Raw genomic sequence first — 13,480 nt, 5'->3', positions numbered from 1 at the left:
AGCTACCCGCACAAAAAACAACCACACCCGCCCCACCAGGGCACGGGTGTGGTTGAAGGACTGGTCGCGCGCTCAGGCGCCAGGCCCCACCGTCGTCAGAGGTCTTCGTCGCGCCGGCGCCGCCAGCGGTCCTCCATGCGCTCCATGAAGCTGCCGGACGAGTCGTGCTTGGTCCGGTGCCGCTTGGTCGGCGGGGGCGGCGGGATGTCGTCGGCGTCCCCGGCGTTGCTGATCCGCTTCATGCTCAGCGCCGCGATGTACAAACAGGCGACCATCATCACGAAGCCGATGACTCCGATGATGGTGTTGGGGATGATCGCACCGGCCATCAGCACCACGATGCCCAGCACGAATCCGACGCCGGCAAGCACTGCCCGGCGCTTGTAATACAAGCGCACATTGGTCCCACGCATGGCGGAAACGAACTTCGGGTCTTCCGCAGCAAGGGCACGTTCGAGCTGCTCGAACTGGCGCTGCTCTTCTTCTGAGAGGGGCACCGTCGATCCCTCCATGATGAGCGCGATCTCGATAGGCCGCCTTCAGTCTAGGCCGAGCATGCCCCGCACGAAACCCTGACCGCCTGTCCAGCGCGTCACGGTCCGGCAACTGCCCTACAACACCGGGTTCAAACCTGCCCATTCAGGCGCGTCGCACACAGCTCGCTCACAGCTTCACCGGCATCCACGGTCGCTGACGCCGCAGGTTACGCCGTGATCACCCTCCGTCGCCGCCGTTCCAGTTGTGATCGGGGGCACACGCCGTCCGCGATCAGCGGGTGGCGAGGATGTGGAGCTGGGTGGCGAGGGCGCGGAAGGCGGGGTGCTGGCTGGCGGCGCGCTCGAGTTCGGCGAGCGAGTCGGCGGCGCCCGGCTCGGAGTCGACGAACGCGGACGGGACGAGGTCGGCGAACGTCCGTACGCCGTGCACCGTGTGCACCATGAACCCGGCGTCGGCCAGCTGCGCGATGATCCCGGCCTCGTCGAACCGGCGCGGCGTCGGGTCGGTAGGCCCCCACCGCCCGTCCGGATCCTGCAGCGCGACCCGCGCCTCGGCCAGGTGCCCGGCCAGCGCGCGAGCCAGGACGACAGCGTTGCGCTGGGCAACAAGCAGACTCAGTACGCCGCCCTCCCGCAGCACCGAGGCCATCGCCTGCAACGCCTGCACCGGGTCGTCGACGACCTCGAGCACGCCATGGCACAGGACGGCGTCCGCGCTCGACTCACCGGCCAGTCCCGGGAGCTCGGCAGCGTCACCCAGGACACCGCGGACCAGGTCGCTCACGCCTTCATCGCTGGCCCGCCGTTCCAGTGACGCGAGCGCGTCCGGACTCGGGTCGACAACCGTCACCCGGTGGCCCTCGACAGCCAGCGGCACCGCGAAACCACCGGTCCCACCTCCGAGGTCGACGATGTCCAGCCCGGCACCCGGATCGGTTCGCGCCCGCCCGGCCAACGCGACCCGCAGCGCCTCACCCACCAGCGCCGTCCGCACGCCCCGCCGCCGCCGATCCGCCATCCTGAACCCTCCAAGCCAGTCCCCCGACACCCACCCGCCGCGCCACACCCTACTTCCACCCCACCCCCTCCCCCGTCAGCCACCCGGTTCCACAGATCCGCGCTACGAGCTCGCGCTCGCGTACGAACGCAGCCCGCGGCGCCACAGCATCCGGACGAGCGTCATCGCGACCACCGCCAGCGCGATCCCGCCGGCGACCGGCGTCCAGCCGAGATCGCCGGCCAGCGCCTGAACCGGGAACGTGGTCGCGAACGCCACCGGGAACGCGAAGGTCAGGAACGTCCGCACCGCCACCGGGAAGAACACCAGCGGATACCGGCCGGCTTCGACCAGGTTGAGGTAGATGGCCCCGATCGGATTCACCGACTGCAGCCAGAACGCGAGGAACGACATCGCGCTCCACACGGTCGCGAGCAGCACCAATCCGCAGGCCGCGAGCACCAGCGCCTGCAGGACGTCCAACGGGTTCGGGCTGACACCCGACTGCACGAGGCCGATCACCAGCACGACGATGCCGCTCGCAACGTTGCTGAGCTCCGCGATGTCGATCCACCGCAGGGTCAGGTAGAACTGGCTCGACACCGGCCGCAGCAGCACACTGTCGAGTTCGCCTTCGGTGATGTACGCCGTCATCCGTTGCAGGTTGGGCGCGACGAACGCCGCCATCAGCCCGGTGATGATCTGGTAGGCCCCGACGAGCGTGATCACCTCGGCCCGCGACCAGCCGTGCACCTCCTGGGTGAAACCGAACAACAGCAGGATCGGCACGATCCCGAGCCCGAGCTGGACCAGGCCGACGAGCAACGTGGTGAAGAAGTGCGCGCGGTAGTGCGTCTCGCGGACCACCGCCTGTGCGAGGAACCGCCGCCACAGCCGGAGGTGACGCCGCTGCTTGGCCAGCCAGTGCCGGTCGAGCGGTTGCCGGTGGTCGGCGTACGTACGCAGGTCGGTCATGCGCCCACCGCCGAGTACGCGCGGATGCCGGATGCCCAGACCACCCGGGCGATGGTTCCGAACACGACCACGTACGCCGCCTGGAGACCCAAGCCCACCAGGAGATCCTGACCGGAGAGGTTGCCGGCGACGACCTCGACCGGGAACGACACCGTGAACCTGAACGGCTGGTTGTCGATGAACCCGCGCGACCAGTCCGGCATCAGCGCGAGCGGTACGACGGCGCCGGACAGCACACTCGCGATGATCAGCCGGGCCTGCGCCAGCGCGGACACGTCGTCCATCCAGAACGCGAGCGACGCGATCAGGATGTCGATCGTGAACACCAGGATCGCCCCGAGCACGAGGCTGACCGCGAACACCGCCCAGCGACCCGGACCGGCCGGGATGTCCATCGAGTCGCGGAAGATCCACCACAGCACACCGATCATCGGCACCAGTGCGAACAGCTTCAGGAACTTCTCCGACAGGTTGTTGGCCACGAAGCCCAGCAGCAGCGACGCCGGGCGCACCATCCAGCTGGACAGCTTGCCGAGCCTGATGTCGTTCGCCAGGAAGCCGGTCAGCCACGACGACGTGGCCATCGTGACGAAGCTGAGCAGCACGAAGTAGGTGGTGACGAACCGCTCGTCGATCGGGAGTTGTGCCCCGTTCGCGATCGCGGTGCGCCAGATCAGCAGCGAGATGATCGGCACGCAGACGTTGGCCGCCATGAAGATGATCCACGAACCGCGGTAGATGGACTGCTGGACGACCTGCGCCACCGTCATCCGGCGCAGCACCCGGAGGTTGCGCACGAGGGTGTTCACGAGCCGTCCCCCAACGTGCTGCGGCGCAGGAACAGGTCGCGCATGATCTCCTCGATGTCCGCGTCCGCGACGTCCAGGTCGACCAGCGGACCGATCTGGGTCAGCTGTCCGAGGACGTCGCCGGCCCGCTCGCGGTCCACCTCGAGCTTGACCGTCTGGCCGGAACCGTCGACCGCGGTCACGCCCTCGAGGGCAGCGAGGCGGCTCCCGTCGACGGTCGTCGCGTAGGTCGCCTGCACGAGTTTGCGCGGGCGAGCCGTGTGCACGAGCTCGCCGAGGCCCCCGTCGTACTGCAGGCGCCCGTGGTCGATGATCATCACCCGCGAGCAGAGCGCCTCGATGTCGTCCATGTCGTGGCTGGTCACGAGAATCGTGGTGCCGCGGACCTTGTTGACGTCGGCGAGGAACGTTCGTACGCGCGCCTTCGCGACGACGTCGAGGCCGATCGTCGGCTCGTCGAGGAACAGGATCTCCGGTCCGTGCACGAGCGCCGCCATCAGCTCGAGCTTCATCCGCTCGCCGAGGGACACCTTGCGGACCTGGACGTTCAGCAGGTCCTGGACGTCGAGCAACTCGGCCAGCTCGGCGACGTTGCTGTCGAACTCCTGCTTCGTGAGGCCGTACATGTCCTTGTGCAGCAGGAGACTTTCCATCGCCGGGACGTCCCACCAGAGCATGGTCTTCTGGCCCATGACGAGCGCGATCCGCCGCAGGTAGTCGTGCTTGCGGTCCGATGGGGTGAAGCCGAGGACCTCCAGGTCGCCGGCCGTGGTGTACAGCAGGCCGGAGAGCATCTTGAGCGTGGTGGTCTTGCCGGCGCCATTCGGGCCGAGCAGGCCGACGACCTCGCCGCGGTTGATGCTGAAGGTGATCTTGTCGACGGCGAGCCTGGTCTCGTACGTACGCCGGACGAGGCTCTTGACTGCGCCTTTGAGGCCGGCCTGCTGCTTGTGGAACGTGTAGGTCTTGGTGAGATCGGTCGCCGCGATCACCGGCGGCCGGGTCGAGGGGTCGTCAAAGGATGCGTTCGTCACGGTGAAGCACCGCTTTCGAGAGTCGGGAGAGATCGGACCGGGCAACGTCAGCGCAGAGCACAGGAGTCTCTGGTCCATCCGACATACGGCTGCCGCGACAAGCTAAGCGGGGCAGGAAAGCGATGTCCAACCTATTTTGCGATCAGGGCGCGGTGCGGGCGACGACGTACAGGCGTTGGGTCGTTTCTTGCCTGGTGGCGATGGGGCCGCGGAGATACCACTCGACGTCGACGAGACCCGCGGCTTCGACGGCTCCGACCACGGAGGCGGCGTCGTACAGAACGAAGTCGAGGTCGACCTCTTGGCCGAAGAACGAATCGACGTGGCGAATCTCTGCCCCAGCGTGCAGACCGAGGACGAGCCACCCGCCTGGATCGAGCGGGCGAACCAGGGCCGCGACGGCGTCTGCGAGCTCGGACGCGGCCAGGTGGATCAGGGAGTACCACGCCAGGACGGCTGACCAGCCAGAGCTCGTCGGCGGACGACCGAGCCGCCGCAGGTCTCCAACTTCGAAGGTCCGATCGGGAAAGCGCCGGCGAGCCTCGGCCACCATCTCGGGCGAGAAGTCGATCCCGGTGGCATCGGCGCCGTGATCGGCCAGGTACGCGGTGACGTGCCCCGGCCCCGAGCCGACCTCCACCACCGGACGTCCGGCGGCGTGCGCAACCACCCGGTCCAGCAGCCACGTCTCGAACGGCAGCCCGTCGAGCTCATCCACCAACTGATCGGCGTACGTCGTGGCGACGGCGTCGTACGACGACCGCACCCGAGCATCACGCGAATCCGTCCCGTCGGCGATCACCGCGTCCCTGTCGACCGTCTCGGCGGCAACCTGCGCGGCTACCTCCGGCACCGGCCCGAGGAGGTGCACCCAACGCCGGTCATGCTGCCCAACCCGCCGTTCGAGCTCACGCACCAGTGGCTCGGGTCGCGCCGCCATCCGACGCAGACAAGCCTCGACATCAGACCGGTCGGCGAACGTGTGCAGCCGCTCGGTCCGCGTACGCAATTCCCCCGGCGCCTGCTCACCCCGCAGCAGCAACACCGTCAGCAACGCCCGCTCGTCGGCCTCGAGCCCGAGCCGCTCGTCGAGGATCTGGTGGTACTTCAGGGTTCGCCGACCCGTGTCCACCCACACAATCCGGACCAGCTCCCGATCCCGGAGCGACCGCGCCGTCTGCTCGACCGTCGCTTGGTCGTACTCGACGACGGGGTCCCGGTTGCTCGCCTGATTACACGCCGTCCGCAACGCGTTGGCGGTGAGGGGGTACGACGCCGGCACCGTCGCCTGCTTCTCCATCAAGCTGCCCAGCACCCGCTGATCCTCAGCCCCAAGCACAGGAAGTTCACTCACCCTCCAGACCCTAAAGCCCCCCAGGCCCACCCAGCCAAGAAGAAACCAGCCACCGAACACCCGGTTGGATGCCGCAGCACGCGGCTGGCTCGCGTACGCACAGCTCACCCGCCGACGGAGCCGAGGCCGCGCGAGGAGCAAGAACCTGGGCGGGGCAGCCGGGTGCCCGCGCAGGTGGACAGGCCGGGGAGCCGGGTGGGCTAGCCGGGGTGGGGGGTGGTTGGGTCTGTGGGGGTGAGGGGTTCGAAGGCGGTGCCGTTGCAGCTCGGGCAAGGGGTGTCGGCTTGGGTGCCGGAGCCGGCGCAGGTGGTGCAGAGTCCGTCGTGCCAGGACTCTTCGGTCAGGGAGTGGTGGGGGCGTGGGTAGTGGGTGTCGGGGAGGTAGCACTCGGCGCCGGTGATGGCGTGGACCCGACCACACAGGTCTTTGCCGATGCCTCTGGGGAGTTCTGTCACGGGGTGGGTCTCCTGCTCGCCGACTGGGTCAGCTGACTTGCGTCCGGGGGTTGGTGTCCTACGTGCCGCTGGGATCGGCTGGCATGCGGGGTGGGTGTCCGCCGGCTGGGTTAGCTGGCTTGCATCCAGGGTTGGGTGAGGACGGACTGGGGGTCGGTGGTGGCGGTGAGGGCGGGGGTGGTGGAGAGGCGAAGGCTGGCTTCTACCTGGGTGTAGAAGGTGTCGACGGCTCGGACCAGGTCGTCGGCCTCGCGGGTCGTGACGGCACGCTCCAGACCCGCCTCGGCCGCTGCGCGCTGGGAGGCGCCGGCGGCGAAGAACGTGGCCCACTCGCCGAACTCCGGCGCGACCTCGGCCAGCAGCACCCACGCGTTGCGCTGGACCCGCCGGCGGCTGCCTGAGCGGACCGGGCGGGCGCGGACGGCGAGGACCGCGGCCGCGACCCGGAGCCCCGCGACGTGGGCGCTCGAGTAGCGGATCAGGTGGTCGCTCGTCTCCATCGCCTCGGCCAGCGCGGCCCGCGCCCGGGACAGCTCCCGGCTCGCCGCGCCCGCAGCCGCCGGGGAAACCGGTGAAACTGTCATCGGTCCGTCACCCTTTCCAGTTGCCAGCGGCCGGAGTCCGGGTCATGCGCGAGATCGAACAGCTCTTGCCGACCGTGCCGGCCACACCCCGCCTCCACCCGGTACACCGAGCGCCGCGGTCCCCAGTCCGCATCCAGTACGCCGACTGCCGCCGGACTCCCCGACAGCCCACGAGCCGGCTCCCCGCCTGCCGTGTCCGCGCACAACTCCGCGGTGGCGCTCCCGGCGGGCGCGAGCGCCGCACTCCCGCCGGGAGCGAGCGCGGCGACACAGTCGGCGAGGGAACGGGGGCTCGCCGACGCAGCCGCGAGCGGGCGACCGGAGTGGGCGGCGCCGCGAGCCGGAGCGGTGATGTGGGCTCGCTCGGCGTGGGTCCAGTGGTCGGCGTGGCCGTCGTACGTCAGGCCGGCGCCGATGATGCCGCGTTCCCACCAGGCGGCGGTTTCGGTCCAGTGGGACTGGACGGAGCAGACGCGCCACAGGCGGCCGCGCCAGAGGAACTGGTCCGGGGTCTCGGTGCCGTCCACAACCACCGAGTGCACTTCGACGGCCTCGTCGAACTCCCACATGCTCCATCGCCTCCTGTGTACGAACGACCGCACTTGATCGAGCGCTAGTCCCTGATTGACGGCTGGGTCGGAGGCCCGGCGGGTCGGCACGAGGTGGGGGTCGAGGTCCACCCCGGTGCGCGGCCCGCCGGGACCACCGGTTTCCGATGCGGCCGCAACTCCGCACCGGAGCCGTCCAGCTGTCCGCCGCACCTCAGCCCGGCCTCCCGACGAAACCGGATCTGAGGTAATCGAACATCTGTTCGAACACTGGAAGCGTATCGTCGCCCGCCGACAATCGTCAACGGCCCGTAAGCCCGGCGCGCCGTCCCGCGACCGCGAGAGCCCGCAGACTGGTGACACGCGAGCAATGGAGGGAACGATGGCGAAGCGATGGCGGGCAGCGGTGATCGCCGCGGCGGCGGTGGCCGTCGTGGTCACCGCGGTCGCGTTGCCGCTCTTCCAGCCGTGGCGGCTCGTCACCGACAAAGTCGTCGACGAGGCACTCCCCGGCGCTGCTCCGATCTCCACGCACTCATCGTCGACGACGCCACCGACAGTTTCCGTACGGCGATCAGCAGCTCCGCAGATCCTCCTGACCGGGAAGCTGATCACGCACGAACACGAGACCTCCGGCACAGTCGCAGTACTGGAACTGCCGGACGGCACCCGCGTGCTCCGCCTGGAAAACCTGGACACCTCCGATGGCCCCGACCTCAAGGTGTGGCTGAGTGACGCCAGGACGGTCGCCGGCAGGGCGGGATGGCATGTGTTCGACGACGGGCAGTACCGCAGTCTCGGCAGCCTGAAGGGCAACCACGGCAACCAGAACTACCCGATCCCCACCGACGTGAAGCTCGAGGACTTCCGCAGTGTAGTGATCTGGTGCGATCGATTTGACGTGTCGTTCGGTGCCGCTCGGCTCGCATAAGGTGCCAAGGGTGAGCAGTCATCCCAACGTGCAGAAGGTGGCCGACGCACTCCGCGCGGCCGGCGCCACCGGTGAGATCGTCATCCTCGACGAGGCGGTCCCGACGGCCGCGGCCGCGGCGGCCGAGCTCGGGTGCGAGGTCGGCGCGATCGCGAACAGCCTGATCTTCGACGGCGACGGCACCCCGGTGCTGATCCTGACGTCAGGTGCGCACCGCGTCGACACCGCGAAGGTCGCCGCCGAGCTCGGAATCGGCAAGCTCCGCCGCGCCACCCCGGAGTTCGTCAAGGACCACACCGGTCAGTCGATCGGCGGCGTCGCCCCGGTCGGTCACCCCGGCCAGGTCCCGACGTACGCCGACACCACCCTCGAGCAGTACGCCGTCGTCTGGGCAGCCGCCGGTATCCCGCACTCGGTCTTCCCCACCACGTACGCCGAACTGCTCAGCCTCACCAACGGCACCCCGATCACCGTCAACTGAGCACCGACGGGATCGCCGTCCGGAGGAACCGCCGCGTCAGGACACCACGGCGGTGGCGCCACCATGGCCACGTGCGGCGTGGGGCGCCGTAGCGGCGCTGGGTGATGTCCGCGATCACCGCGGGCGGGGCGCCAAGAGATGCGAGGACATCAAGTGCGGCTCGTTTGGTGATGAGGACGCCGGTTGTGAGGGCGACATGGGCGCGAGCCAAGGTGAGCAGGCTCAGATCGACCCAGATGTCGGCGTACCAGGGAGTCCGCTTGCGGGTCACCGGCAGCCAGAAGTCGCGTAAGTCGCGCCGGATGAAGGCGAAGAGCTCGTCATCGCTGGTTGCCGGTAGCAATGACAACGGCGGCGGGCCGTAGAGCGCAACGTTGCTCAAGGCGAGCTCTCGACGGGTCACCGGCGTCACCGGACGGTCGAAGTACCGCTCCTGGGCGAAGGTCACATGCCTGATCGACGGGTCGGCGAGCTGGCCGGCCACCATGTAGGAGCAGTGCAGTTTGGCGGCCAGCGGCGAGGCTGCGATCAACTGCCGATGCACCTCCGCAACAGCAGGCGATGGAGGCGACGAGACCACCGCGACGACATCCAGGTCACTTCGCCCCAACTGGTAGTCCCCCAGCGCCAGTGATCCGTGCAGCCAGACCGCCTCGACCGCAGCGACCTGGCGTACAGATGTGACGAAGCCGTCCAGCAGTTGCTGGACGGCTTCGTTGATCACAACGGCCAATCTAGATGGCGGGGCGGACGTCCACGTCGGCGGCGCGTACGTACGCCATGCGGTGTCCGAACCAGATCTGGTAGTACCGGTCCTTGCCGATCACCTGGACATGGTCGGCCGGCGGCTGCTCCGCGAACGTCACGGCGCGGTAGTAGTCCGTCTCGATGTCCAGGTCGCTGACCGGGTACGCCTGGCCCGCGCCGATCGAGTACTGCAGGGGCGTGACCGTCTGGTACGGGATGTTCGCCGGGTACGCCGCCTGCTCGGGGTAGGCACGCCCGTACACCGGCACCGAGGCCTTGCCCGCCTTCGGCTTCACCACGAGACCCGGCTTGGCGAACGCATCCGGAGTGCTGGCCGGGCTCTTGAACCAGCCCATCGCGCCCAGGTACCAGACCGCAACCCAGTCCCCTTGACGCTGCGCTACGACGTACTGCGAGCCCGCAGCGGCCCGTGAACCCATGTCGGAGACGTCAGTGGTGCCATCGCTCCCGTCCGGGTGCAGTCCGATGTCCTTGACCAGCGGAGCGTTGTCGTCCGGCGCCTGGCGCAGGTAGACGAAGTTGGTGCCCTGCGGCGTGCACGGAGTGCCCGGAGCGTCGCAGTTGTTGACTACCTGCACGTTGCCCTGGAAGCCGGGCTTGATGGTCACGATCGAGCCGGCCTTCACCGGGAAGACGTTGTGCCCGTAGATCGGCGCGCCCAGCAGGTCGAAGTAGTGCTCCCAGTCCCAGTACGGTCCCGGGTCCCAGTGCATGCCGCGCACCGTCGACGGGACCGTGCCCGGCACCTGGTCGTGGCCGATGATGTGCGCCCGGTCGAGCGGGATGTTGTTCTTGGCGGCCAGGTACTTCACCAGCTTGGCCGAGTTGCGGTACAGCGACTCGGTGAACCAGGTCGCACCCTGAGGCGCGAAGCCCTCGTGCTCGATGCCGATGCTGTGCATGTTCACGTACCAGTTGCCGGCGTGCCAGGCGACGTCGTTCGCCTTCACGTGCTGCCACGTGTGGCCGTCGGACGACCGCATCGTGTACTGCCAGCTCACGTACGTCGGGTCCTGCACCAGGTTCAGCACACCCTGCCAGGTGCCCTCGGTGTCGTGGATGACGATGTAGTCGATCTTCCCGGTCTTCGGCCGGTTCGCGAGGTCATGGTTGCCGTAGTCACCGGCCGTACCGAACTCCGAGTACGGCGCCGGCAGCCACTCGCAACCCAGCGACGGCGGGCACTCCACATTGGAGGTGGACGGCTGCACGCCCGCGGGCAGCGACAGCTTGCTGACCTGGGCCTTGTCCGGCGTGACCGCGACGGCAGGCATCACGACCTGCTGGCCGGTGTTCGTCGTACGGGCCGCACCGCGGGCCATGATCGAGTAGACGTCGTCGGCGAAGCCGGCCGCGGCCACCTTGTCCCCGGCCTCGGCGTACGACGCCACTGCGCCGTACCACTCGGCCGGAGAGGTCTCGGCGCCGACCGGCAGGCCGAGGGACTTCTGGTACGACGCCAGCACCGCGGCACCACCGTTGATGTTGGCGGTCGTGTCGGTGCGCAGCGCGGACGCGTCGAGGCCGGTCAACTTGGCGGCCTTGTCCAGCGTCTGCAGTGAGTCGGCGGTGGCGACCTTCTGCTTGCCGGACAGGTCCGCGACCTCCGACGCGCCGAGCGCGGTGAGGTGCATCGGGCCGTAGCCGCCTGACGTACTCGGCGCGCCACCGTGGTCGTCCCAGCGGGACTCCGCGTACGACACTGCCAGCAGGACGGACTCCGGTACGCCGTACTTCGCAGCGGCCGCGCTGTACGCCGTAGCCGCGACGGCGGCCGGTGCCGGCGGAGGTGCCGCGGCGGCGGGCGGACCTCCCGACGACACGCCGGTCATGGTGATGGGCAGCGCTACCGCAGCCAGTGCGGCGAGAATCTTCGGACGACGCAGCATGTTGTTCTCCTGAACCCAAGGGCGGGTGCCGGTCACAAAGACTGGCAGCCTAGTCACTGTGAGTCGAGGCGAGCCGGATGTCAACGGTTAACCAAAACTCACCACGAAGGGTTCGATACTGACGAAACCATGCCGCGCACGCGACGGCGACTGAGGGTTACGGAGCACGACGATGGAAGCGTTGCCGTTGGCGTTCACGACGGGCTGGGCCAGTGGCATCAATGCCTATGCCTGCGTGCTGATTCTCGGTCTGCTCGGCCGCTTCGCCGGGGCCGACGACGTACCGGCCGCACTGACCACGACACCCGTACTGATCGCAGCGGGTGTTCTCTTCGCGTTCGAGTTCGTCGCGGACAAGATTCCGTATGTCGACTCCGCGTGGGACGCGATCTCGACGGTGATCCGCCCGACCATCGGCGCGATCCTGGCCGCGATGCTGGCCGGTGAGGCGACCACGCTGCACCAGGCCGTCATCGCGACCACCGGCGGACTGGTCGCCCTGCTCCCGCACTCGGTGAAATCGAGCCTGCGACTGGCGATCAATACCTCCCCCGAGCCGGCCACCAACATCGCCGCGTCGTCCGCCGAGGACATCGCCGTCGTCGGCGTGGTGTCGCTGGCCGCGTTCCATCCGGAGGCCGCGCTGATCATCGCCGGCATCCTGCTGTTCCTCGGCCTGATCGGGGTGTACTTCGCGTTCCGCTTCATCCGGCGTGGCTACCTCCGGTTCAAGGCGTGGCGGGAGAAACGGCGCGACCCGGCGACGGGGATCAGTGCAGTCTGATGGCCACCGTGATCGTCATCGGGTCCGGCCTGGCCGGTCTCGCCAGTGCAGTCCGCCTGGCCAAGCTCGGCCACCAGGTCACCATCTGCGAGCGAGACGAGCACCTTGGCGGTGTGCTTGGCCGGGTCGAGGCGGACGGGTTCACCTGGGACGCCGGAGCAGCCAGTACGACGCTTCCGGCCGCACTGCGGGACCTGTTCCGCAAGAGCGGTCGCCCGATCGAGAGTCTGGTCCTGCTGGAGCCAGTGACCGAGCCACGACGGCACATGTTCGGTGACGGCTCGGTGCTCGACCTGCCGATCAGTGATCGCGGTGCACAGCAGGAGGCCTGGACCGATCTGATCGGCGAGACCGCTGCGGAGCGGTGGACTGCCCTGGTCGACGGGTACAGCGAGACCTGGCAGATCCTGCGGAAGACGTCGCTCGAACCACCGCTGCAGGACAAGCTGCCGCTCAAGACCATCCGGTCGCTCAAGCCCTGGCAGTCGCTCGAGAAGGTCGCGCAGCGCGAGCTGACCGACGACAGAGCTCGCGCCGTACTGCGGCATTTCGCCGCTCAAAGTGGATCCGACGCGAAGCTCACCCCCGGGTACGTCGGTGTCTGGTCGTACCTGGAGCGCACGTTCGGCCGCTGGACGATTGAAGGCGGTTTCGGCGCCTTGGCGGACGCTCTGGTGCAGCGGGCGAGCGAGCGGAAGGTCACCGTCCACACCGGCGCCGAGGTGGTCGCAGTCACCACAGCCGATGGCAGTGTGACCGGCATACGGCTGGCCGACGGGACAGAGTTGCCCGCGGACATCGTCGTGAGTGACATCGACCCGCGTGAGCTCTATGAGCACCTCGTGGATGACCCCGCGGCCAAGAAGGTGCGTAAGCGGATCCAGGCGACACACCAGGCGCAGGCGGCGTACGTCGTACACCTGGGACTCCAGGAGCCGGTGCCGAGCCTGCCGTTCGAGACAGTGCTGCACGGTACGCCGACAGTCGTCGTCAGGACCGGTGGACTGGCACCGGCCGGGCACCAGGCGTGGTCCGTACTGGTCCACGGCTACCCGACAAACGACGTACTGGACCTGCTGGTCGCGCGTGGACTGCCTGTCCGGGACAAGGTGGTGTCGCGGCAGACGTCGCCGTCCTGGTGGGCCGGTGTGGCCTGGGAGGGCTACCGGACCGCGCGCCGCCGCGCGTCCAACGTGTCCCCGATCAAGGGCCTGTACTGCGTCGGCGCGGGGGCTCACCCCGGTTCCGGCGTCCCCGCGACGACGCTCGGCGCCGCGATCGTGGCCGACGCCATCGGGAAGGCCTGAGACCGGTCTGGGGTTGAGTTACCAGGCGCACTAAGATTGATCGTTCCTGTGTTCCGTGTCGGGAAGG

The 13,480-nt window shown here is 68.6% G+C and carries 15 protein-coding genes; 4 read left to right on the top strand and 11 right to left on the bottom strand.

The window, feature by feature from the left end:
* Window positions 1–95: 95 nt before the first annotated feature.
* The 9 genes from ACZ3HV_RS00775 to ACZ3HV_RS00735 all read right to left on the bottom strand — a co-directional run bounded on the left by ACZ3HV_RS00775 (window position 96) and on the right by ACZ3HV_RS00735 (window position 7,274).
* Complete coding sequence (locus tag ACZ3HV_RS00775; protein WP_360365711.1) at window positions 96–512, bottom strand: DUF3040 domain-containing protein; 417 nt, start codon at window positions 510–512, stop codon at window positions 96–98.
* Between the two features lie 256 nt (window positions 513–768).
* Window positions 769–1,515, bottom strand: coding sequence for a methyltransferase domain-containing protein (locus ACZ3HV_RS00770; RefSeq protein WP_360365712.1), 747 nt, complete (start codon window positions 1,513–1,515; stop codon window positions 769–771).
* Window positions 1,516–1,617: 102 nt separating this feature from the next.
* Window positions 1,618–2,469: an ABC transporter permease gene (locus tag ACZ3HV_RS00765; RefSeq protein WP_465679620.1), complete on the bottom strand. Its 852-nt coding sequence runs from the start codon at window positions 2,467–2,469 to the stop codon at window positions 1,618–1,620.
* Window positions 2,466–3,278: an ABC transporter permease gene (locus ACZ3HV_RS00760; protein WP_465679618.1), complete on the bottom strand. Its 813-nt coding sequence runs from the start codon at window positions 3,276–3,278 to the stop codon at window positions 2,466–2,468. Before ACZ3HV_RS00760 ends, ACZ3HV_RS00765 begins: the two co-directional genes overlap by 4 nt.
* Window positions 3,275–4,312 (bottom strand): ABC transporter ATP-binding protein, encoded by a 1,038-nt coding sequence (locus ACZ3HV_RS00755; RefSeq protein WP_465679617.1) that lies wholly within the window; start codon window positions 4,310–4,312, stop codon window positions 3,275–3,277. Before ACZ3HV_RS00755 ends, ACZ3HV_RS00760 begins: the two co-directional genes overlap by 4 nt.
* A 142-nt stretch (window positions 4,313–4,454) precedes the next feature.
* Window positions 4,455–5,666 carry a DUF480 domain-containing protein gene (locus ACZ3HV_RS00750; protein ID WP_465679615.1) on the bottom strand — a complete coding sequence of 404 codons (1,212 nt, stop codon included), beginning with the start codon at window positions 5,664–5,666 and terminating at the stop codon, window positions 4,455–4,457.
* 200 nt (window positions 5,667–5,866) lie between these two features.
* Complete coding sequence (locus tag ACZ3HV_RS00745; RefSeq protein ID WP_465679614.1) at window positions 5,867–6,121, bottom strand: hypothetical protein; 255 nt, start codon at window positions 6,119–6,121, stop codon at window positions 5,867–5,869.
* Window positions 6,122–6,231: 110 nt separating this feature from the next.
* Window positions 6,232–6,705 (bottom strand): SAV_6107 family HEPN domain-containing protein, encoded by a 474-nt coding sequence (locus ACZ3HV_RS00740; protein WP_360365723.1) that lies wholly within the window; start codon window positions 6,703–6,705, stop codon window positions 6,232–6,234.
* Complete coding sequence (locus ACZ3HV_RS00735; protein ID WP_465679612.1) at window positions 6,702–7,274, bottom strand: DUF6504 family protein; 573 nt, start codon at window positions 7,272–7,274, stop codon at window positions 6,702–6,704. The genes ACZ3HV_RS00740 and ACZ3HV_RS00735 overlap by 4 nt, the downstream gene beginning before the upstream one ends.
* 361 nt (window positions 7,275–7,635) lie before the next feature.
* On the opposite strand from ACZ3HV_RS00735, the gene ACZ3HV_RS00730 reads away from it, so the two are divergent.
* Window positions 7,636–8,184 carry a DM13 domain-containing protein gene (locus ACZ3HV_RS00730; RefSeq protein ID WP_465679611.1) on the top strand — a complete coding sequence of 183 codons (549 nt, stop codon included), beginning with the start codon at window positions 7,636–7,638 and terminating at the stop codon, window positions 8,182–8,184.
* A gap of 10 nt (window positions 8,185–8,194) precedes the next feature.
* Window positions 8,195–8,665, top strand: coding sequence for a YbaK/EbsC family protein (locus tag ACZ3HV_RS00725; RefSeq protein ID WP_465679609.1), 471 nt, complete (start codon window positions 8,195–8,197; stop codon window positions 8,663–8,665).
* Here ACZ3HV_RS00725 and ACZ3HV_RS00720 read toward each other — a convergent pair.
* Window positions 8,658–9,389 carry a nucleotidyltransferase domain-containing protein gene (locus ACZ3HV_RS00720; RefSeq protein ID WP_465679608.1) on the bottom strand — a complete coding sequence of 244 codons (732 nt, stop codon included), beginning with the start codon at window positions 9,387–9,389 and terminating at the stop codon, window positions 8,658–8,660. The two genes, ACZ3HV_RS00725 and ACZ3HV_RS00720, sit on opposite strands and share 8 nt — an antisense overlap.
* A 10-nt stretch (window positions 9,390–9,399) precedes the next feature.
* Entirely contained in the window at window positions 9,400–11,322 is a 1,923-nt protein-coding gene (locus ACZ3HV_RS00715; RefSeq protein ID WP_465679607.1) for an N-acetylmuramoyl-L-alanine amidase, read from the bottom strand.
* Between the two features lie 172 nt (window positions 11,323–11,494).
* Here ACZ3HV_RS00715 and ACZ3HV_RS00710 point away from each other — a divergent pair, with 172 nt between their 5' ends.
* Both ACZ3HV_RS00710 and ACZ3HV_RS00705 read left to right on the top strand, forming a co-directional pair.
* On the top strand, window positions 11,495–12,106 hold the full coding sequence (locus ACZ3HV_RS00710; RefSeq protein ID WP_465679606.1) for a DUF4126 domain-containing protein: 612 nt from the start codon (window positions 11,495–11,497) through the stop codon (window positions 12,104–12,106).
* Entirely contained in the window at window positions 12,106–13,413 is a 1,308-nt protein-coding gene (locus ACZ3HV_RS00705; protein ID WP_465679604.1) for a phytoene desaturase family protein, read from the top strand. The genes ACZ3HV_RS00710 and ACZ3HV_RS00705 overlap by 1 nt, the downstream gene beginning before the upstream one ends.
* Window positions 13,414–13,480 lie beyond the last annotated feature (67 nt).

The organism is Kribbella sp. NPDC020701 (assembly GCF_055562215.1).
This window is presented reverse-complemented; position numbering and strand designations above follow the sequence as displayed.